Source organism: Paenibacillus vandeheii (assembly GCF_030433635.1).
GTDB lineage: Bacteria > Bacillota > Bacilli > Paenibacillales > Paenibacillaceae > Paenibacillus > Paenibacillus vandeheii.
Map to the genome: position 1 here is coordinate 480,719 of NZ_JAROCD010000004.1, position 21,519 is coordinate 502,237.

Sequence of the window (21,519 nt, forward strand, 5' to 3'; positions counted from 1 at the left end):
TACTCCTATTATTCACCAGATAACCCTTAGGGCTAATCATTCGTTTGGGCTACTTGCCTCTTTTACATTTTGCTTATTCAAGCGATTATAATTCATGTTTTATCAGGGATGCTTCATAATACAGAATTGGACGCTGTTAATTCGCTGTTAATTCAATAACTGCTTCGATCAGGGCACTAACATCATTTATGGATGTGTTATATCCCACGCTCGCTCTAACAGCCCCACTTGCCGTTGTCCCAGCCGACTCATGGGCAAGAGGTGTGCAATGAAAGCCCGAACGCACAGCGATGCCATAATTTCGGTCTAATTGAAAAGCGAGCTGTGCCGAATCATATCCTTCAACAGTAAAAGATAACAATCCGGTACGCGGCTGTCCAATTTCAGGACCAAGCATTCGAATCCCCTGTACTGATGATAACCCATCCATCATATGCTGAGTCAAATCCCACTCTTGTTTATATATGATTTCAGGTGTCAGTTCAAGCACATGCTGTACTCCGGCAGCCAGACCTGCTATACCCACTGTATTTGGCGTACCCGCTTCATAGCGATCAGGCCGAACATGCGGCTGTTCAATCGCCTCAGACTGGCTTCCTGTCCCTCCGTGAAGCAAGGGCTGTACATCCAGTTCAGGAGCGATGTAGAGACCACCCGTTCCCTGCGGACCCAACAATCCTTTATGTCCTGGGAAGGCAAGCATATCAATGCCGAGCTGCTTCACATCCACAGGCAGAATCCCAGCACTTTGAGCAGCATCAACAAGCAAAGTCACCTGATGTTTTTGACACATCAGTGCAATTTCACCAATGGGCAGAATACTGCCCAACAGGTTCGAACTATGCGTGCAGACAACTAATCTTGTATTGGAACGAAACAACCGTGCGAATTGGGCCAGATCGATCTGCCCGGCAGCATTAACAGCCACATAATCAACCTCTACATAACGAGATCGACGCATGTACTCCAGGGGCCGTCTTACTGAATTATGTTCAGCCATTGTAGCAATAACGTGATCGCCTTCTCTTAACCATCCTTGAATAGCCAAATTCAAAGCTTCTGTCGTATTCGACCCCAAAGCGATATCGTTGGCATTACGAACACCCAACAGAGTGGATATCGCTTTTCTGGCACCAAATAAAACTCGGCTTGCCTGTACAGCCATCCGATGACTACCTCTGCCTGGGTTGGCCCCTGCAACATCCATAGCCTTCATCATGGCTTCCCCGACAGCAGGTGGTTTAGGCCAAGATGTCGCTGCATGATCCAGATAGATAACTCCCTCCACCTTATAACCACCTCTGTCCTAATTAATTGTTTTACTTGGATAGGTTCCCTATAAACAAACAATGACATATCGTTTCTCCATGGTACAGAGGCGATATGTCATCACATGAAAAAGCCCCGCATGTTGTTCATCAATCATGGAATCACAACTGTTATTGCAACAGTTCCAACAGTCGCTCCAGATCTTGTTTGCTGTAGTAGTTGAGCTCGATTTTGCCTTTATCTTTGTTATGCTTAATTTTTACCGTTGTTTTGAATCGTTCACGCAAAGACTCTTCCAATGTATCAATGAATGGATCTTTTTTCTTCAACTTGGATTTGGCTTTCGCTTCACCCGTTTTGGAACGATCCAATTGTTGAACAGCCTCTTCCAGCTCACGTACACTCCATTGCTGATCAATGGTTTGTTTTGCCAGCTGCTTCACAAGACTCTCATCTTTAACACCGACGATAGCACGTGCATGCCCCATTGACAATGTTCCACGTGAAACATGATCCTTCACTTCTTCCGGCAATGATAACAACCGCAGGAAGTTTGCGATGTGAGAACGTGATTTGCCCACTTTTACGGACAGCTCTTCCTGTGTTAATCCGAATTGATCCATCAGCCCCTGATAAGCAACTGCAACCTCCATCGCATTCAGATTCTCCCGCTGCAGGTTCTCGATTAAGGCAATCTCCATAACCTGCTGATCACTGAAATTACGAACTACGGCAGGAACAGTGGCATTACCGCAATATTGGGAAGCTCTGAAACGCCGTTCACCAGCGATGATCTCATACCCTCTCAAAACAGGACGTACAATAATAGGCTGAATGACACCATGTTGGCGAATTGATTCGGCTAGTTCATGTATTGCATCCTCATCAAATACTTTACGAGGTTGGTAAGGGTTCGCCCGCAGCTGATTAACCGGGATTTCTACGACTTTATCATCGTCATTAATTGAAAGCGAAGGAATGAGGGCATCAAGACCTTTTCCAAGCCGCTTACTCATAAGAAATCACTTCCTTTGCGAGCTCTAAATACACTTCAGCCCCTCGGGATCGAGGATCATACGTAATGATGGACTGACCATGTGATGGTGCTTCACTAAGCCGCACATTGCGCGGAATAATCGTTTGATACACCTTTTGTTGAAAATACTTCTTCACTTCTTCAATCACTTGAATGCCCAGATTTGTACGTGCATCAAACATCGTCAATAACACCCCTTCAATCTGCAACGAGGTATTCAGATGTTTCTGCACCAAACGAACCGTGTTGAGCAATTGGCTCAATCCTTCGAGCGCATAATACTCACACTGAATCGGAATGATCACCGAATCGGAAGCTGTCAACGAGTTGATCGTCAACATACCAAGGGAGGGTGGGCAATCGATCAGTATGTAGTCATAGTTTTTTTTCACCATGGCGAGTGATTTTTTCAGGCGAACTTCCCGTGATATCGTGGATACCAGCTCAATCTCGGCTCCGGCAAGCTGAATCGTTGCAGGTATGATATGAAGGCCTTCAATCTGAGTTTCAACAATGGCTTCCTGTGGAGGAACCTCGTTAATGATGACATCATATATACAATTGGCCACGTCTGCTTTGTTGATTCCGACTCCGCTGGTTGTGTTCCCCTGGGGGTCAATATCGACAAGCAATACTCTTTTCCCGAGCGAAGCCAGTCCTGCACCCAAGTTAACAGATGTCGTCGTTTTCCCCACACCGCCCTTTTGATTTGCTACGGCCATAATCTTAGACAATACCTTCACCTCAAATAAAATAGGAGTCTTTTCTTGTAGGTTGTGAGCTACAGTTAACAAAAAGCAGGGGGCTACCATCCACAAAACCTCAACTACCGTTCCTTCTTATGCTGCTAGATTCTACGCTGTTCATGCCACACTCAACTTTATAGACAGAAAAAGCGGCCCATTGCCGCCTGAAGCTTCAATTATTTGCGTTTCGGAATATGGATAACGATCTCGTAATGGTCCTCATGGTCTGCTTCCTTGGTTTTGATGTCCAGACCGGAGCCCGATACCATATCAATGGATTGACGAATCGTATTAAGTGCGAGTCTGACATCCTTCGTGAATGAGATACGTTTGGATTTTTTGATCTTCGAGGATTCCTTGTAAAAGGCAACTCTCGCTTCCGTTTGTTTTACATTCAACTCTTTATCAATAATCTCGCCGAGCAATTTCATTTGCAACTCTTCCGTATCCAATGAAAGTAACGCTCTGGCATGGCGCTCTGAAATTTTACGTTCCATCAGCGCTGTCTTAATACCATCCGGAAGCTGTAACAACCGGATTTTGTTGGCGATCGTCGATTGGCTTTTGCCTAATCGCTGCGCAAGACTTTCCTGTGTAAGTTGGTGCAGGTCAATCAATTTCTGATAAGCAACGGCCTCTTCAATTGAAGTGAGTCCCTCACGCTGTAGGTTTTCAATCAATGCGATGGACGCTGCCTGAGAATCGTTAAATTCACGTACAATGGCCGGAATATGATCCAAGCCAAGTTTCCGAACTGCACGCCAGCGACGTTCCCCGGCGATAATCTCATATGATCCATTTCGTACGCGGACGACAATCGGTTGAATAACTCCATGTGTCTTGATCGTCTGCAACAACTCATCAATTTTATCATCATCAAAGATAGTACGGGGTTGATATGGGCTGCTCACAATTTCGTTGACCGGAATTTGTTTAATCTCATCTCCGTTATTGCGCTCCGCCAAACCAAACAACTTCGAAAATTGTTCTTTCATTCCGTATATTACCACCTAGTTTCGTAATAGCTCCCGCAGAGTTGCAGGTGCTTCTTATTCAATATGCGACCCTTTCAAATGCTGTCGTTCTTCGAATAAGTTTTGCCTTTCATGACGCTTTCTGTACCCTAGTCCGTATTGCTAGATAATCTATCTATACATATAATCTATGATCTCTGTAATCCAGGATCGGCTACTTCTATTCTATCATCTTTTCTTCCATAATCCTATGTTTACCTATTCTTTAAACTCTTCTAATTTTCCTGCTTTTTCTTCATGAACATTAGCGATATGACTGCTTATACACAATAAGATATGGAAGTTCTCGACCCACAGCACCTGCTCCTAGTAGCTACAATTGTGTACTGGTTTAGTACCACTTGAAATTGAATTTCACAAGATAGCGTCCGTGTTCCGTGGCAGAACAAATTTGCGCTTGTTTGACACCCCTGTAAAATCCTCTGCCGTTCTCCTACAATCAGCACTTTATCCAACAAAGAATATCTTTAACTAGAAAACAGCAATAACAAAATAGCTTTCAAACCCAAAATGAATCTTTATTTACTTTTGTCTAATTATGTAATGGAAATGGAGAGGGAGAAACGATCTATTCAAAGATTAATAAATCAAAACACAAAAAGAGGATGTTTCACGTGAAACATCCTCTTTCTCTTATTCTAAATTCTTCGTTGAGAAACCGAGCAAATATCATCTACCTTTTACACACAAACGATGTTGCATAAAGAACATTTCCAACTAAAAACAGTTAAAAATACAACAAAACTATACCAAAGGTGTTTTTAGTGGTGTTCCTGGTTTACGCGGATATTTAAATGGTGTCTTATCAAACTTCTGAATCAGAATGATATGACGTGCCGATTCTTCAACGGGTAGCTGGAACGGATGAACTGCTTTCACCCGTCCTTTCAGCTGGTTAAAGCTGAACTCGGCTTCCTTCATTTCTTCGCGCGGGTCTCCACCCTTCATAGCAGCGAATAATCCGCTTTTTCGAACAAATGGCAGACAGAATTCGTTAAGCACCGCTAGCTTAGCAACTGCACGAGCAGTTACGAGGTCGTAGCTGTCACGATATCCTTCTTTGCGACCAAGCTCCTCCGCACGCCCGTGAATCAATTCCACATCCGTTAAGCCGAGCGTATCCACAACATGCTGCAGAAAGCCAATACGTTTATTCAACGAATCAATGATGGTTAGCTTGATATGCGGAAAACAAATTTTAAGCGGTAGTCCAGGGAACCCCGCCCCTGAACCAATGTCTGCAAGTTTGTTTACCTTTGACATATCTGTATAAAACGCCAGCGATACCGAATCATAGAAATGCTTGGTGTATACTTGCTCACGTTCGGTAATCCCGGTTAGATTCATCTTTTCATTCCAAGCTACCAGCTCCTGAAAATACAACTCGAATTGCTCCAGCTGGCGTTCATCCAGCTCCAATCCATGTTTCTTCAGGCGGCGTTGTAGCTGCTGTTGAATATCGTCCATTATTGTCCCCTTGCTGCGGTTACACGGTTATAATGCTCCAGGTAAACCAGCAGAATGGAGATATCCGCAGGAGTAACCCCGGCAATACGGGATGCCTGTCCGATCGAGATTGGACGAATTGTAGCGAGCTTCTGCTTTGCTTCCATCGCAAGGCCATGAATTTCGTCATATATAATCGTATCCGGAATTTTCTTTTTCTCCATTTTTTGCAAACGTTCCACGTGGATCAATTGTTTCTCAATATAACCCGCATATTTAATTTGAATTTCCACTTGCTCTTTCATGTCAGCAGTCAGCTCCACCTCAGACGGTGAGATCTGCTCAATCCAGTCATACCCGATCTCTGGGCGACGCATCAATGTCAGAAGTGTACTGCCATCCTGAATCGGTGTAGAGCCGATCTCTTCCAGCTTCGGATTTACTTCGACAGGACGAACTTTGGCTGCCTTCAGACGAGCCACTTCCTGCTCTACCTTTGCTTTTTTATCGAGGAATTTGGCGTAACGCTCTTCAGGAATTAATCCAATATCGTGGCCTATTTCCGTCAAACGCATATCTGCATTATCATGACGAAGCAACAAACGGTATTCTGCACGGGAAGTCAGCAGACGATAAGGTTCATTCGTACCTTTGGTTACGAGATCGTCAATCAGTACACCAATGTACCCTTGGGAGCGATCAAGTACGACAGGCTCTTTACCCTGAACTTTACGTGCAGCATTGATACCGGCCATTACGCCTTGTCCTGCCGCTTCTTCATACCCGGAGGTACCATTAATTTGCCCTGCTGTAAACAGACCTGGCAGACGTTTTGTTTCCAGTGAAGGCCACAGCTGTGTAGGCACCATCGCATCATATTCAATGGCGTAACCGTTACGCATCATTTCTACTTTTTCCATACCCGGGATAGAACGCAAAACCGCCAATTGAACATCCTCAGGCAGACTGGTGGACAGACCCTGTACATAGTATTCCGATGTGTTTTTGCCTTCTGGCTCCAAGAAAATCTGATGCTTCGGCTTATCGCTAAAACGCACAATTTTATCTTCGATCGATGGACAATAACGTGGTCCGGTACCTTCAATAACCCCCGAAAACATAGGTGCACGGTGAAGGTTATCGTTAATGATTTGGTGTGTTTCCACAGACGTATATGTCAACCAGCAAGGCAGCTGCTCATTATCGGAAGATTCCGTTTCATAGGAAAAGAATTTTGGCTTGTCATCGCCAGGCTGAATTTCCGTTTTGCTAAAATCAATCGTATCCTTATGCACACGTGGTGGAGTACCTGTTTTAAAACGAACCAGGTCGAAACCAAGCTCACGCAGATGTTCGGATAACTTAAGTGAAGGCTGTTGATTGTTCGGACCACTCTCGTACATCAACTCACCCATAATTACTTTACCGCGCAAATACGTTCCTGTTGTCAGAACAACAGCTTTGGCCCGATACTCTGTACCCGTCTGAGTAACTACACCTACGCACTGCCCGTCTTCAACGATCAGGCGATCGACCATACCTTGACGCATTGTCAGGTTGCGTTCATTCTCCATCGTTTCTTTCATCGTATGTTGGTAAGAGAATTTATCGGCCTGAGCACGAAGCGCATGAACAGCAGGTCCTTTACCTGTGTTGAGCATTCGCATCTGAATAAAGGTCTTATCAATATTCCGTCCCATCTCTCCACCAAGTGCATCAATCTCACGTACCACATGTCCTTTTGCCGGTCCCCCAATAGATGGGTTACAAGGCATGAAGGCCACCATATCCAGATTGATTGTAATCATCAGCGTTTTAGAGCCCATACGAGCTGCAGCCAGTGCCGATTCCACACCAGCATGTCCTGCCCCAACGACGATTACATCATAACTTCCGCCATCAAAAGCCATTCCAGTTTACCTCCTTTTTGCCGCTGCACGCCTAAATTCATGCATACGATCAATTTTTTGTAAAAATCACGAAACACGATCCATACCCGACGGAATGCATTTCGATCTATATTAAGCCATCAAGTCTATACGTACTTCAGACATTTTCGCGGATTCTTTGACCACCCACAGATGGACTTTATTATCATACTACTTTTCAGAGCCAGTATGTTTACCCCAGGTTATTTTCCAAGGCAGAATTGAGAGAAAATCTGATCAATTAATGCATCATGCGCTGTATCGCCCACGATTTCACCCAACTGCTCCCATGCCAGACGAACATCAATCTGAATCATATCAATGGGTATCAGCTGCTCTGCCGCCTCATAAGCATCAATGAGCGACTGCTTCGCTTTTTTGAGCAAAGCAATATGACGAACATTGCTGACATACGTGAGGTCGGCTGACTCCAGCTTGCCACTGAAGAACAACGTTGAGATGGCATCTTCCAATCGATCCACGCCCAGATCATCTTTCACCGACATCGGAACAATTCGTTCCTCGGGGATGTAACGAAGCAGCACATCGCGGTCCGCCTGCGGCGCTAAGTCCATTTTATTCATAATAATAATGGATTGTCTACCGCGTATTTGTTCCAATAATTCAATCTCGTCTGGGTGCAGCGGCTCGGCAGCATTGATAACCATCAATAACAGATCCGCCTCGTTCACAGCAGACCGGGAACGCTCCACGCCGATCTTCTCCACGACATCCATCGTTTCCCGAATACCTGCCGTATCGAGCAGCTTGAGCGGTATATTGTTAATGGTAACAAACTCCTCAATAACGTCACGCGTGGTACCTGGAATATCCGTTACTATTGCGCGATTGTCCTGGGCCAACGTATTGAGCAAAGAAGATTTCCCTACGTTTGGACGGCCTACGATAGCGGTTGTAATCCCTTCCCGCAGTATCTTACCTTGCTCTGCAGTTACCAGCAATTTATCAATTTCAGTCATCACCTGACTGGATTTTTCTTTAATAAATTCAGATGTTAGTGACTCTACATCATGCTCGGGATAGTCGATATTGACTTCAATGTGAGCAAGCGTCTCGACTAATGTGTATCTTAGATCACGCAGCTTGGATGACAATTTGCCCTCCACTTGCTTGAGTGCAACCGAGAAGGCTCGATCGGATTTGGAACGAATGAGATCCATGACCCCTTCCGCCTGGGATAGATCAATCCGTCCATTGAGAAAAGCACGCTTCGTGAACTCGCCGGGTTCAGCAAGACGAATATCGAGCTGCAACAACAGATCCATGACACGCTTAACCGAAACCACTCCGCCATGGGCGCTAATCTCCACGACATCTTCAGTTGTGAAAGAACGTGGCGCCCGCATCACCGTAACCAATACTTCCTCAATCTTCTCGCTGGTGCCTGGATCTATAATATGACCGTAATGAACCGTGTGGGATGCTGCCTGCGTTAGTGGGGTTTTGCTGCGAAAAATCTTCTCCGTCTCCGTCACTGCATCCGGGCCGCTTACCCGGATTACAGCGATACCCGCTTCTCCGACAGCTGTTGATATCGCTGTAATCGTATCACTAATCATCGTTATCTCTCCTTGCTCTATTTTAAAATTGCGCCCCTCGGGACGCCATATTAATTTCAATATAAGTTCAGTTCACAATGCTTCTAACCGCATCATTCAATCTTTAAATGACTTTATTAAAAACCGCTTTTTGGTTCTGTAAAATATACTTCTGTACGAAAAAAGCAATGGCTTCTGCACCGAGCAGGAAGCCATTGCGTCTTCAATTTCGTGTTATTTCGTCGTAATGACCACGCGCCGATTGGGCTCCTCGCCCTTGCTGTATGTCTTAATCTGCGAGTGATTTTGCAGTTTCGCATGAATGACTTTGCGTTCGAGCGGGGGCATAGGCTCCAGCACAACTTCCTTGCCGGTGCGAATCGCCTGTCCAGCCAAACGTTCAGCCAGATCCTCCAGCGTCTTGCGTCGACGTTGGCGGAAGTTCTCTGCATCGAGAACGATCCGAACGAAGCTTTCCGAATAACGGTTGGCTACAATGTTCGTTAAATATTGAAGGGCATCCAGCGTCTGTCCACGTCTGCCAATGATCATGCCCAGGTCTTCACCGGCAATATTGAAGATATGTCCATCACGCTGTTTTTTGATATGCACTTCAACATCAAGTCCCATACCTGCTGCCACTTCTTTTAAGAAAGCAGCCGCTTCCTCATAGGGATTTTTAGCAGCCACACCCTCAAGTGTTGCCTCAACCTGAGGTACCTGTGCGGCCGGCTTGATCGGCTGTGGAACAGGTTCAGGCACAGACAGAAGTTTCACTTCCACTTTAGCGGCCTTTACCCCGATCAAACCCAGGAATCCTTTTGACGGCTGCTCTAACACTTGTATCTCGACCTTGTCCCGGCTCACGCCAAGCTCAGCCAATCCTTGGTTTACAGCATCTTCAACGGTTTTTCCTGACGCAATGACTTTGGTCATTTCGATTTTTTGGCCCCTTTCGACCCTTTTCCAGAGACAGTTGCTTTGCCACCGTTTTTGCGTTTAGCTCCATTTCCATTTTTGGAAGTGCTGCTCTGCTTCACGTTGACCTCAGCCACGACTTTATCATTATTCCGGTAAAGGAAATAGTTTTGCACGATCGTGTAGATGTTACTGTAGAACCAGTACAACGGCAATGCAGCCGGGAACTGATAAGACATTACGAAGATCAATATCGGATAAACCCACAGCATGAACTGCATTGGTCCAACTTGCTGTGCAGGATTCATGCGCATCATCATCCACGTTTGCACGAATGTTGTGATGGCAGCCAGCACTGGCAAAATAAACAGGTGATCCGGCGATCCGAGTTGAAGCCACAAGAAATCATGCGTTCTCAGACTCGAGTTTCCGTAAATTGAGTTATAAAGTGCGATGTAAATCGGCATCTGAATCAGAAGTGGTAAGCAACCCGCCATCGGATTAACTTTGTTCTCCTGAAACAACTTCATTGTTTCTTGCTGAACTTTCTCAGGTGTATCTTTATACTTGGCTTGAATTTCTTTCAATTTCGGTTGAATAGCCTGCATCGCCTTGGAACTGCGTACCTGCTTCATTGTCAGCGGCAAGATTAACGTACGTACAATCAACACCATCACAAGGACGGCTAGTCCATATTCACCGTTAAACCAGTTGGCAAATGTATCGAGCGCCAGGGAGAACCAGTAAATAACATTGCTTTGCCAGAATGATCCGTTTCTTAGATCTTCCGTAGTGACCCCGGCCCCTTGCGGAGTACATCCGGCGAGCACGGTGACCATTGCAATGACTGCAATGAGGAGAATCCACTTCCCCTTTGATGTCTTCAATCGCGACACTTCATAACCCCTCTCTTAACCATTCCATTCCACCGTAAATCATACCATAATTAGGAGGACAAATAAACCGAAGCTTACCGCTTGCCCGACTTCAAAAGAGAGCCCTTGCGCATCGCATGCAACAGGCTTTTTTCCATATCCTTATAGGACATGTCCAATGCACCTTTTCTGACGATAAAGATCAGATCCATCTGCGTGACAATCTCTTTCTCATGGTGACGTACAATTTCCTTAATCATGCGTCTCATCCGGTTGCGCACGACAGCGTTTCCGATTTTCTTGCTGCAGGATACACCCACTCGGAATTGTTCTGTATCTTTACGACGACAGCCATACACCACAAACTGATGATTGGCAAACGATTTCCCATACCGGTATACGCGGCTAAAGTCCGCCCGGTTTCGTAAACGCAGTCTTTTATACACGGCGCTTCTCCTTGCTGTTTTCCACCAACATTATTGACGAAGGCCTCATTACTGATTTAGTATAGGCTTTCTTGAATAACGATAAACCGTCTTGGCGGCAACTTCATTATATAAGGAACGTTTTCGAAAAAACGGACATCTCATTCATTGAGCATCAATATGCACTTATGCTTTTGCGCAGCCAATTCAGACCTGACCTATACCAGCATCCAGTCTGAAATGACCTATTTAAGAAAAAAAAGACCACCTCGGTGGTCTTCACATGCATTAAGCACTCAGGACTTTACGGCCTTTAAGGCGACGTGCAGCCAGAACTTTACGTCCGTTGCTCGTGCTCATTCTTTTCCGGAAACCATGAACTTTTTTACGTTTGCTAACGTTCGGTTTGAATGTAGGTCTCAATGTATTGCACCTCCTTACAAGGAAATACTTATGTGATGAATCACTTTCATCTTCACAGAAAACACCTTTATACATTTAACCACGAACAACTGGAAAAGTCAACTGTGAGCCTCTTGCCTCCTTTCTCCTTTTAATGCCTATACCACCCAGTTTTAACGGCCATGGATACGTCCCCCTGTTTACAACCTTCTTACAGCAGCATGTAGAAGCTTCAAAAGTTATCCCCAAGTCCCGTTTCATTCACCAAAAATCAATTTATACTGTTATCCACACCCTTTAATCCCCTTCATTCTAAGTTTGATTATCATTTCCAAGTTATTCACATGTGGATAAGGAATATTTGCCGATTCACAGGTTGGGTTCACTGGCTCTACTTTCGGTTAATATAGATACGTTTCTAAAAGACTGTAGTAGTCAGCTATAGATAGTTATAACTTAAGAGCCCAATGAATTATGGCTATTGAAAATGATATTCTTAAAATTTAATGTATCCGCTTTATTATTATGGTTTACAAGTTTTCGAGAAAGGTGTAGGATAAAAAAATCACATCTTGTATACAAGTATACTCATCCAAAATGAAGTGAATATCTAGCCTTATCTAAGGGAATACATTACGTCCTCAAGCTCTTTGAAAAATCCCATTGGAAACAGTATGAAGTTCCTATAATTCTGCACGCGCACAGAGAAGCTGCCATTTATTCTCGTTATAAGGATTGATTCATTATGCTCAATCCACAAAATAGTTGTGCTATGATCAGTATTGAACTGATTACTTATAATAGGAGCGTTAGCCATTATGCTGTTTCCATCATCCTGGCTTCAGGGAGCTTCCCGCGGGGAAGCCATTGCCTGCGAATTAAGGCTGCGGATCATTAGCGGAACCCTTCGTCCTGGCGAAATTTTGTCAGAAAATCGTATTGCCGCCGATTTTGACAGCAGTCGATCGCCTGTACGTGAAGCATTAAGAACATTGTCGAATGAAGGACTTATTCGGCTGGAGCGTATGGGTGTCGTTGTCATTGGATTGAAAATTAAAGATGTCGAGGAATTGTATGACGTCCGTTTCCTGATTGAAAGTTTTGTACAGCAGCGACTTGCCGGAGATGTGCCAGAACAATTGATTACCCAGCTTCGTAATGTAATAGACAAAATGGATTTGGCTGGACGCCACCAAGATGCGGTTGAATTCGCTTATCAGGATTTGGTCTTTCACGAGACCATTATTGAAGCCGCCCAGCATTCCCGTATTTTACATCTATGGAGAAGCATTCGTTATGTTGTCATGACAGTCATGCTGCTCACCACCCGCAGGGTATTTATTCAGGGCGAGCAGAAAGTAAGCGCTGTTATTGATAAACACCGTCTGCTCATTGAGGCCCTTGAATCAGGCGACCAGGCACGGATTCAATCTGGAGTCCGCACGTATTTCCAGGATTCAGGCCAGACGCTGCACGAAAGCTTTGATTCCTAATGACACGGTGGTGAAATTTCATTCACTTGATGGCATATCGTGCAGGGAGTTTGCAATCATATCCATTGTGAATGATTGCTCTCCAACTTGTCGACAAGTATACAAAATGCGATTTGTTTCAATTTTTTGGGGCATATTAAGGAGGATTTAAGCAGCCCACGCTACATGAAACGTAGAGCAAATTCCCTCCACCTGATCCTAGATCAGTTGTAAGCGCTATATATCATAAAAAAAGGAGCAAACCTCATGAGCACTCTTTTTGGGCTATCCCACAATGCAACATTATTGGTCTGGACATTGATTGCAATTGTATTTCTAATCGTATTGATCTCCAAATATAAATGGAATCCTTTCATTACTCTTTTGTTATCAGCATTAATGCTTGGTTTACTCGCGGGTATGAAGCCTGCCGATGTAATTACTTCTATTACTGGCGGACTTGGCGGCACACTTGGAACGATCGCCATCGTTATCGGTCTGGGCACCATGCTTGGTAAGATGATGGCTGAATCCGGCGGAGCCGAACGTATAGCTACCACACTTGTGGATCGTTTCGGTGTGAAACGTGTGCACTGGGCGATGATGATTGTCGGTTTTATCGTCGGTATTCCTGTATTCTTCGAAGTCGGCGTCATTCTGCTGATCCCGATCATTTTCACCGTTGCACGTAAAACCAATATGTCGCTGCTGCAGATCGGTATTCCGATTTTGGCAGGTCTCTCTACTGTACATGGTCTGGTTCCACCTCATCCGGCACCCATGATTGCCATCGAAGCGTTCAGCGCCGATTTGGGTAAAACGATCTTGTACTCTCTTATTGTAGGTATCCCTACCGCCATTATTGCTGGCCCCCTGTTTGGTAAATTTATCGGTAAAAGAATACATACCGAACCGCCTGCAGAGTTGGCTGAACAATTCGCTACGAAAAAAAGTAACGACCTGCCTGGTTTCGGAATAACCTTGTTTACCATCTTGCTGCCGGTCATTCTAATGCTCATTGGCTCTATCGCCAATATCGTAGACCCGGACGCCACAAGCGGATTTACCGTTTTCTGTGAATTTATCGGCCATGAAATTATAGCTTTGCTGATCTCTGTCGTGTTTGCCCTCTTTTCACTCGGATTCTCACGCGGGTTCAACAAACATGACATCTCCCGCTTCACCAGTGAATGTCTGGCGCCTACGGCGACCATCATTCTCATTATTGGCGGAGGCGGTGCGTTCAAACAGGTGTTGATTAACAGTGGTGTAGGTAATGCCATTGCTGAGGTCGCCACACATGCCAATATTAATGTAATCCTGTTCGCCTGGCTTGTAGCCGCACTCATTCGGGTTGCTACCGGTTCAGCGACTGTTGCGATGACGACAGCTGCTGGTATTGTAGCTCCGGTTCTTGCACTAACACCAGGTGCCAATATTGAGTTGGTTGTACTCGCTACCGGTGCAGGTTCACTTGTTCTCTCCCACGTGAATGACGCAGGATTCTGGATGATCAAGGAATTCTTCAATATGAGCGTCTCACAGACGTTGAAGACGTGGACCGTTATGGAAACACTACTATCTGTCGTTGGACTGATCTTTATTTTGCTGCTAAATACAGTCCTATAAATTCAATATCTATATAGAAGAAGAATTTAAATTCACACACTTAGGGGTTTAATTTTACGGGTTCAAAAGAAAGAAGGTTTATGTAATATGAACAACTATATGATTGGTATGGATATTGGTACAACCAGTACCAAATCCGTACTATTTACGGAGCAGGGTGAAGTGGTAAGCACATCAACTCAGGAATATCCTTTATACACCCCAGCTCCGGATGTGGCTGAGCAGGATCCAGAACAAATTGTGCAAGCTGCCCTTCGCTCCGTACGCGGTGTGATGGATAATAGTGGCGTAGCTGCGGAACAAATTATGTTCGTGTCCTGCAGCTCTGCCATGCACAGTGTCATTGCGATGGGGAAGGATAATATCCCCCTCACCCGCTGCATCACTTGGGCTGATAACCGGAGTGCAGCTTGGGCTGCCAAGCTGCAGGAGAATGGACTGGGACATCGGATCTATTCGCGAACAGGTACACCGATTCATCCCATGTCGCCACTGACCAAATTAATGTGGCTGCGCCATGACGAACCTGAACTTTTTCAACGCACGGCCAAATTTATTTCTATTAAAGAATATTTGTTCTTCCGACTGTTTGGTCAATATGTCGTGGATCACTCCATCGCCTCCTGTACCGGCCTGCTCAATCTGGAACAACTGGATTGGGATGCCGAAGCCCTTGAGGTTGCAGGCATTACAGCTGACCATCTATCGGAACTCGTCCCGACCACACATACTATAGAAGGAATGGATCGGAGATGGGCTGAACAAATGGCTCTCTCCCCCTCTACACCCTTCGTCATCGGTGCAAGTGACGGGGTTTTGTCCAATCTGGGCGTGAATGCCATTGAGCCTGGCGTTGTGGCAGCAACGATCGGCACCAGCGGTGCCATCCGCACCGTTGTGGACCGTCCCGTTACCGATCCGAAAGGCAGAACCTTTTGTTACGCCCTCACCGAGAATCTTTGGGTCATCGGAGGACCTGTGAATAACGGTGGCATGCTTTTCCGCTGGGTACGAGACGAATTCGCTGCCTCGGAAGTGGAAACAGCCAAACGGCTCGGCATCAATTCCTATGATGTACTCACCAAAATTGCTGAACGCGTCAGCCCCGGTTCGGAAGGACTTCTATTCCATCCGTACCTTTCAGGGGAACGTGCCCCTTTATGGAATCCGGACGCCCGAGGTTCTTTCTTTGGTTTGACCCTTCACCATCAGAAAGAGCATATGATCCGTGCTGTGCTGGAAGGGGTTATTTTCAACCTGTATACGGTACTGCTGGCCATGGAAGAACAGATCGGACAACCAACCTCCATTCAGGCAACCGGTGGTTTCGCTCGTTCCCCACTCTGGCGTCAGATGATGTCCGATATATTCAACCAGGAAGTCATTGTGCCCGAGAGCTTCGAGAGTTCCTGTCTGGGGGCCGTTGTGCTCGGTCTCTATGCTACAGGGCGAATTAAGTCGCTTCATGCCGTTTCATCTATGGTAGGTACAACGCACAAGCATACCCCTATCAAAGAACATGCATCGATCTACCAGGAGCTGCTCCCCATCTTTATTCGCATTTCGCGAAAATTGGAAGAAGAATATGCAGACATCGCGGAATTCCAGCGTAAATTTTCTGCTCATATCGAGTAAATCCTCCTCTTATAACCACCAAAAAGAGGTTGTTCTCTTTGACCACCATTCGGTCTTAAAGAACAACCTCTTTTTGGCATAAACAACTCTGCTGCAATGGAGTCACATCCATCTTCAATGTTTGCGCATATATCCATCCTACCTCTTTTAGGTATAAATTCTTCATTCAGATCATACAAATCAGTAAACGCTCCTCACGTACTATCAGGCCTCTCCTTGATCTCCCATACCATTCATTTTGTCGTTCCTCCATTCCGCTTTTCGAAAATAAGGAAAACGAGCATGAAGAGGCAACCTCCTGTAAATCGCCAATACGGCCATTTTCACTTTACGGTTATCCACAGAGAGGTTATTCACAAACCGATAATACTTTTACACACAATTCAGCATTATTTGACGAATAACCTGTGTATAAAATAATTTGGGTTTTTGGGTCATCTTGTCGAAAGTTAAACAATTTATAAACAATATATTGTGTTGTGATTAAAAATTATACACAAGTTATTGAATTTGTGGATAAAATCACGTGATACATTGAAATGCCGGGCTTCTTTTGCTATGATTGTATTACTTTTGGATGTGAATATGTGATCTGACCCATAATATTATCAACAGCCTGTGGATAAAGTTGTGAACAATTTTCCGTTGTTCATTCTTTTTTTGTTTTCGACCTGCGGGGGTTTGGGGATAAATTCAACAATATATCTCGTATTTCGACACTGCATCATGGCTTAAGCCACACTTGGAACATGTAAAAGGAGTGACAGTCTGTGGACAGCCATACTTCTGATTTATGGCAGCAAATTTTATCAATTATACAAAACAAGCTCAGCAAACCCAGCTTTGACACTTGGTTCAAAGCAACCAAAGCAACCAAGCTGAATGATCGTTCGATCGTCATATCCGCACCAACCACGTTTGCCGTCGAATGGCTGGAGAGCCGTTACACCAAACTGGTCGGATCGACGGTATATGAGCTGCTTGGCAAACAGGTCGATGTGAAATTTGTCATCGAGGAGAACAAGCCTGCTGAACCGGATCCTCAACTGCCAGCGCCAACGCCTACAGTTGTTCAGGAAGAAGCGGTACTCAGCATGCTGAATCCGAAATATACATTCGATACATTTGTCATTGGGCCGGGCAACCGTTTTGCCCACGCCGCATCGCTGGCGGTCGCTGAAGCGCCCGCCAAAGCATACAATCCTCTGTTTCTCTATGGAGGGGTAGGTCTCGGCAAAACTCACTTGATGCATGCAATCGGGCATTACGTCCTGGAGCATGATCCGGGCAGCAAAGTTGTTTATTTGTCATCTGAGAAATTCACGAACGAATTCATTAACTCAATCCGTGACAACCGCGGGGAGAGCTTCCGTAACAAATACCGTAGTGTCGATATTCTGCTCATTGATGATATTCAGTTCTTGGCGGGAAAAGAATCGACGCAAGAGGAATTTTTCCATACGTTTAATGCGCTGCATGAGGAACGGAAACAGATCATCATCTCCAGCGACAGACCGCCGAAGGAAATTCCGACCCTGGAAGAACGGCTTCGTTCCCGTTTTGAATGGGGGTTAATTACGGATATCCAGCCTCCAGATCTGGAGACACGGATTGCGATTTTGCGTAAAAAAGCGCGTGCGGAAAATCTGGATATTCCGAATGAGGCGATGATGTACATCGCCAACCAGATTGATACCAATATTCGCGAACTGGAAGGTGCCCTGATTCGGGTTGTTGCCTATTCTTCGTTGACGAATCAAGATGTAACCACTCATCTGGCAGCTGAAGCACTGAAGGATATTATTCCTTCCAGTCGTCCGAAAATGATCACTATTCACGACATCCAACAAAAGGTCGGCGAGTATTACAGCCTTAAGCTTGAAGATTTCAAAGCACGGAAGCGGACCAAGGCTGTTGCCTTTCCAAGACAGATCGCCATGTATCTCTCTCGTGAGCTAACTGACTTCTCTCTACCCAAGATTGGAGAAGCATTCGGAGGCCGAGATCACACCACGGTCATACATGCGCATGAAAAGATCTCCCAAGCGATTAAAGTCGATCAGGATCTCTATAAAGTTATCAACAACTTAACCGAAAAAATCAAGAATCCAACCTGAATAAGTCCCAAGCCTGTGCACAACGTATACACATGTGGATAGGCTTGGGCTTATGGGTTTATACCCACTTATCCACATATTCAGTGCCCCTATTACTATTATTACTATAAAGATCTAAAAGATATCATCTCCAAATAAGCGATTTTGAAGCTCGGCCTCCGGCCTTTTGAAAAACACATTTCAACACCTCAACACCCAAAAAACCCGCTAGGAGTGAAACCATGAAAATCAGCATAATGAAAAGCTACTTGAACGAATCCATCCAGCAAGTTTCCAAAGCCATCTCAAGCCGTACGACAATTCCGATTCTGAGCGGTATCAAATTCGACGTTAATCATCAAGGTGTGACGTTGACAGCAAGCGACACCGATATTTCAATTCAATCCTTCATCCCGCTTGAAGATGGAGATAAAAGTGTGGTTCAGGTAGAACAACCAGGTAGTGTTGTACTGCCAGCCAAGTTTTTTGTCGAGATCATCAAAAAGCTGCCTTCGCAAGAAGTGCATATGGAGGTAAAAGAAAACTTCAACACCTTTATCTCCGCAGGAGCTACCGAAATTCAACTGGTTGGTCTTGATCCGGAAGAATTCCCAGTATTGCCAAGCATCGAAGAAAACCAAACCGTCTCCATCCCAGGAGATTTGCTCAAAAATATGATTAAACAAACCGTATTCTCCATTTCCACCCATGAAACCACGCCGATTCTGACAGGTGTACTCTGGAGTTTGGGTGACAATGAACTGAAATTTGTGGCAACGGACCGTCACCGTCTTGCTACTCGTTCAGCAATGCTGGATAATGCAGAAGGTGTGCGATTCAACAATGTCGTGATCTCGGGTAAAACGCTGAACGAACTCAGCAAAATTGTGCCGGATCAAAATACACTTGTGGATATCGTTGTCGCTGACAATCAAGTCCTGTTCAAAATCGACCGTGTTCTGTTCTATTCGCGTATTTTGGACGGAACTTATCCGGATACTTCTAGAATTATTCCGACTTCGTACAAAACAGAACTTGTTTTGGATACCAGAAAATTAAGCGAATCTATCGACCGGGCTTATTTGCTGTCGCGTGAAGAAAAAACAAACATTGTGCGGATGCAAACGATGGATTCCGGATCGATCGAAATTTCATCAAGCTCTTCCGAGTTGGGAAAAGTAAGAGAAGAGATCGAACCTGCCGACTTTAACGGCGAACCGCTGAAAATCTCGTTCAACTCCAAATATATGCTGGATGTGCTGAAAGTGGTGGAGAGTGAGCAGCTGATGATCGCTTTTACTGGCGTCATGAGCCCGATCATCCTGAAACCGCTGGACGACAGTCACAGCTTGTACGTCATATTGCCTTACCGGACGACCAACTAACGAGAGGAAGATCATAGTGAACCAAGTAGCGATACGTACGGAATATATTAAGCTTGACCAATTTTTGAAACTGGCCGATTGCATCCCAACCGGAGGTATGGCCAAAGCTCTGCTTCAGGACGGACTTGTACGTGTGAATAAAGAGCCTGAGGAACGCCGGGGACGCAAGTTATACCCTGGGGATATCGTTGAGGTGGACGGAGAAGGTTCGTTCGAAGTTGTCGCACAATAAGAAGACCAGTTAGATCCTGCTGCCTCCTGACGGACGGGATAAAAGGGAGGTTACCGCGTGTTTGTGAACAGCATAGATCTGCAGCAATTCCGCAATTATGAACATCTGAGACTGGATTCTTTTGGTCCTGTGAATCTATTAATCGGGCAAAATGCCCAAGGCAAGACCAATCTTGCAGAAGCCATTTTTGTGCTTGCACTCACCAAGAGCCACCGTACATCCCGCGACAAGGAACTGATTCGTTTCGGTGAAGAACGTGCCAGGCTTGCAGCAGAGGTCGACAAAAAGTACGGATCAGTCAAGCTCGAGCTATCTTTGTCGCAACAAGGCAAAAAAGCAAAAATCAACGGACTGGAGCAGCGCAAGCTGAGTGATTTTGTCGGAGCGCTCAATGTGGTGATGTTTGCACCGGAAGATCTTGAGATTGTCAAAGGCACACCGGGGGTCCGCCGTCGGTTTCTTGACATGGAGATTGGTCAGGTGGCTCCGGGCTACCTGTATCATTTGCAGCAATATCAAAAAGTGCTCGTCCAGCGTAACAATCTGCTCAAGCAATTATGGGGACAGAATGCTTCAGCCCAGACCATGCTTGAGGTGTGGAATGAACAGCTGGTGGAGCACGGTGTTAAAATCGTCAAAAAAAGGAAACAATTCATAAAGAAACTTCAAAAGTGGGCCGAAACGATTCATCAGGGCATCACCGGAGGCGGAGAAGTCCTGCGCCTGGCCTACCTTCCTTCCTTCAGCGAAGCCGCTGAGGAAGATGAAGCTGTCTTAATGGACCAATTTATGATAAAATTATCACAAATGAAAGAGCAGGAGATTCGCCGAGGCACAACGCTTAGTGGGCCGCATCGGGATGACCTGTCCTTTTTCATTAACGATCGGGAAGTACAAACGTATGGCTCGCAGGGGCAGCAGCGCACAACGGCGTTGTCCCTTAAACTTGCGGAAATTGAACTGATTCACGAAGAAATCGGAGAATATCCGGTCCTGCTGCTGGACGATGTACTGTCTGAACTGGATCCTTTTCGTCAGACGCAGCTGATCGAAACGTTCCAGAGCAAGGTGCAAACCTTTATTACGGCTACCGGTATCGAGAGTCTGAACGTTGACAAACTCAAAGATGCCAGTATTTATCACGTTCATGCCGGACAGGTTGAACGCTAAGGAGTGAGGGCTTATGTACATTCATCTGGGCGGTGAGAAGATCATCCGTTCTTCCGAATTGGTTGCTATTTTTGATATATCGATTGAAAAATCCTCAAAAATCTCCAAGCAGTATGTCACGCATGCCGAGCAGGAAAAAACAGTGGAGTATATCGGTGAAGAGGAAGCCAAGTCCATTGTTGTGACCAAAAACATTGTGTACTACTCGCCTATTTCCTCAGCTACGCTCAAGAAGCGAGCTCACATTTTTCCTGATCTCTAG

Annotated in this window: 19 protein-coding genes; 8 read left to right on the top strand and 11 right to left on the bottom strand. The window is 45.3% G+C overall.

Features of this window, described 5'->3' with window-relative positions; genetic code table 11:
- Positions 1–136 precede the first annotated feature (136 nt).
- The 11 genes from P5G61_RS10210 to rpmH form a co-directional block, all read right to left on the bottom strand.
- Positions 137–1,288, bottom strand: a complete 1,152-nt coding sequence (locus P5G61_RS10210; RefSeq protein WP_301246324.1) for an aminotransferase class V-fold PLP-dependent enzyme — start codon at positions 1,286–1,288, stop codon at positions 137–139.
- Between the two features lie 151 nt (positions 1,289–1,439).
- Positions 1,440–2,285, bottom strand: coding sequence for a ParB/RepB/Spo0J family partition protein (locus P5G61_RS10215; protein ID WP_301246325.1), 846 nt, complete (start codon positions 2,283–2,285; stop codon positions 1,440–1,442).
- Positions 2,278–3,039 carry a ParA family protein gene (locus tag P5G61_RS10220; protein WP_024629525.1) on the bottom strand — a complete coding sequence of 254 codons (762 nt, stop codon included), beginning with the start codon at positions 3,037–3,039 and terminating at the stop codon, positions 2,278–2,280. The genes P5G61_RS10215 and P5G61_RS10220 overlap by 8 nt, the downstream gene beginning before the upstream one ends.
- A gap of 188 nt (positions 3,040–3,227) precedes the next feature.
- Positions 3,228–4,046, bottom strand: a complete 819-nt coding sequence (gene noc / locus P5G61_RS10225) for a nucleoid occlusion protein (protein WP_024629524.1) — start codon at positions 4,044–4,046, stop codon at positions 3,228–3,230.
- Positions 4,047–4,829: 783 nt separating this feature from the next.
- Positions 4,830–5,552, bottom strand: a complete 723-nt coding sequence (gene rsmG / locus P5G61_RS10230) for a 16S rRNA (guanine(527)-N(7))-methyltransferase RsmG (protein WP_076287179.1) — start codon at positions 5,550–5,552, stop codon at positions 4,830–4,832.
- Entirely contained in the window at positions 5,552–7,441 is a 1,890-nt protein-coding gene (mnmG, locus tag P5G61_RS10235) for a tRNA uridine-5-carboxymethylaminomethyl(34) synthesis enzyme MnmG (RefSeq protein WP_301246326.1), read from the bottom strand. The genes rsmG and mnmG overlap by 1 nt, the downstream gene beginning before the upstream one ends.
- 221 nt (positions 7,442–7,662) lie before the next feature.
- Positions 7,663–9,039 (bottom strand): tRNA uridine-5-carboxymethylaminomethyl(34) synthesis GTPase MnmE, encoded by a 1,377-nt coding sequence (mnmE, locus tag P5G61_RS10240; protein WP_079348440.1) that lies wholly within the window; start codon positions 9,037–9,039, stop codon positions 7,663–7,665.
- A gap of 213 nt (positions 9,040–9,252) precedes the next feature.
- On the bottom strand, positions 9,253–9,954 hold the full coding sequence (gene jag, locus P5G61_RS10245; RefSeq protein ID WP_024629520.1) for an RNA-binding cell elongation regulator Jag/EloR: 702 nt from the start codon (positions 9,952–9,954) through the stop codon (positions 9,253–9,255).
- Entirely contained in the window at positions 9,951–10,832 is an 882-nt protein-coding gene (locus tag P5G61_RS10250; protein WP_024629519.1) for a YidC/Oxa1 family membrane protein insertase, read from the bottom strand. The genes jag and P5G61_RS10250 overlap by 4 nt, the downstream gene beginning before the upstream one ends.
- Positions 10,833–10,906: 74 nt before the next feature.
- On the bottom strand, positions 10,907–11,257 hold the full coding sequence (rnpA, locus tag P5G61_RS10255) for a ribonuclease P protein component (RefSeq protein WP_024629518.1): 351 nt from the start codon (positions 11,255–11,257) through the stop codon (positions 10,907–10,909).
- Between the two features lie 267 nt (positions 11,258–11,524).
- Positions 11,525–11,659, bottom strand: coding sequence for a 50S ribosomal protein L34 (rpmH, locus tag P5G61_RS10260; protein WP_024629517.1), 135 nt, complete (start codon positions 11,657–11,659; stop codon positions 11,525–11,527).
- Positions 11,660–12,456: 797 nt separating this feature from the next.
- On the opposite strand from rpmH, the gene P5G61_RS10265 reads away from it, so the two are divergent.
- From P5G61_RS10265 to remB, 8 genes are all read left to right on the top strand, one after another.
- Positions 12,457–13,131: a GntR family transcriptional regulator gene (locus tag P5G61_RS10265; RefSeq protein ID WP_285076431.1), complete on the top strand. Its 675-nt coding sequence runs from the start codon at positions 12,457–12,459 to the stop codon at positions 13,129–13,131.
- Between the two features lie 246 nt (positions 13,132–13,377).
- Positions 13,378–14,739 carry a GntP family permease gene (locus P5G61_RS10270; RefSeq protein ID WP_024629515.1) on the top strand — a complete coding sequence of 454 codons (1,362 nt, stop codon included), beginning with the start codon at positions 13,378–13,380 and terminating at the stop codon, positions 14,737–14,739.
- A gap of 87 nt (positions 14,740–14,826) precedes the next feature.
- Positions 14,827–16,374, top strand: coding sequence for a gluconokinase (gene gntK / locus P5G61_RS10275; protein WP_301246327.1), 1,548 nt, complete (start codon positions 14,827–14,829; stop codon positions 16,372–16,374).
- A gap of 770 nt (positions 16,375–17,144) precedes the next feature.
- Positions 17,145–18,491, top strand: a complete 1,347-nt coding sequence (gene dnaA / locus P5G61_RS10280; protein ID WP_024629513.1) for a chromosomal replication initiator protein DnaA — start codon at positions 17,145–17,147, stop codon at positions 18,489–18,491.
- 221 nt (positions 18,492–18,712) lie between these two features.
- A complete protein-coding gene (dnaN, locus tag P5G61_RS10285; protein ID WP_024629512.1) occupies positions 18,713–19,855 on the top strand; it encodes a DNA polymerase III subunit beta in 1,143 nt (380 codons plus the stop codon).
- Between the two features lie 16 nt (positions 19,856–19,871).
- Positions 19,872–20,087, top strand: coding sequence for a S4 domain-containing protein YaaA (yaaA, locus tag P5G61_RS10290; protein WP_024629511.1), 216 nt, complete (start codon positions 19,872–19,874; stop codon positions 20,085–20,087).
- A 57-nt stretch (positions 20,088–20,144) separates the two neighbouring features.
- Positions 20,145–21,257, top strand: coding sequence for a DNA replication/repair protein RecF (recF, locus tag P5G61_RS10295; protein WP_024629510.1), 1,113 nt, complete (start codon positions 20,145–20,147; stop codon positions 21,255–21,257).
- Between the two features lie 13 nt (positions 21,258–21,270).
- Positions 21,271–21,519: an extracellular matrix regulator RemB gene (gene remB / locus P5G61_RS10300; RefSeq protein WP_301246328.1), complete on the top strand. Its 249-nt coding sequence runs from the start codon at positions 21,271–21,273 to the stop codon at positions 21,517–21,519.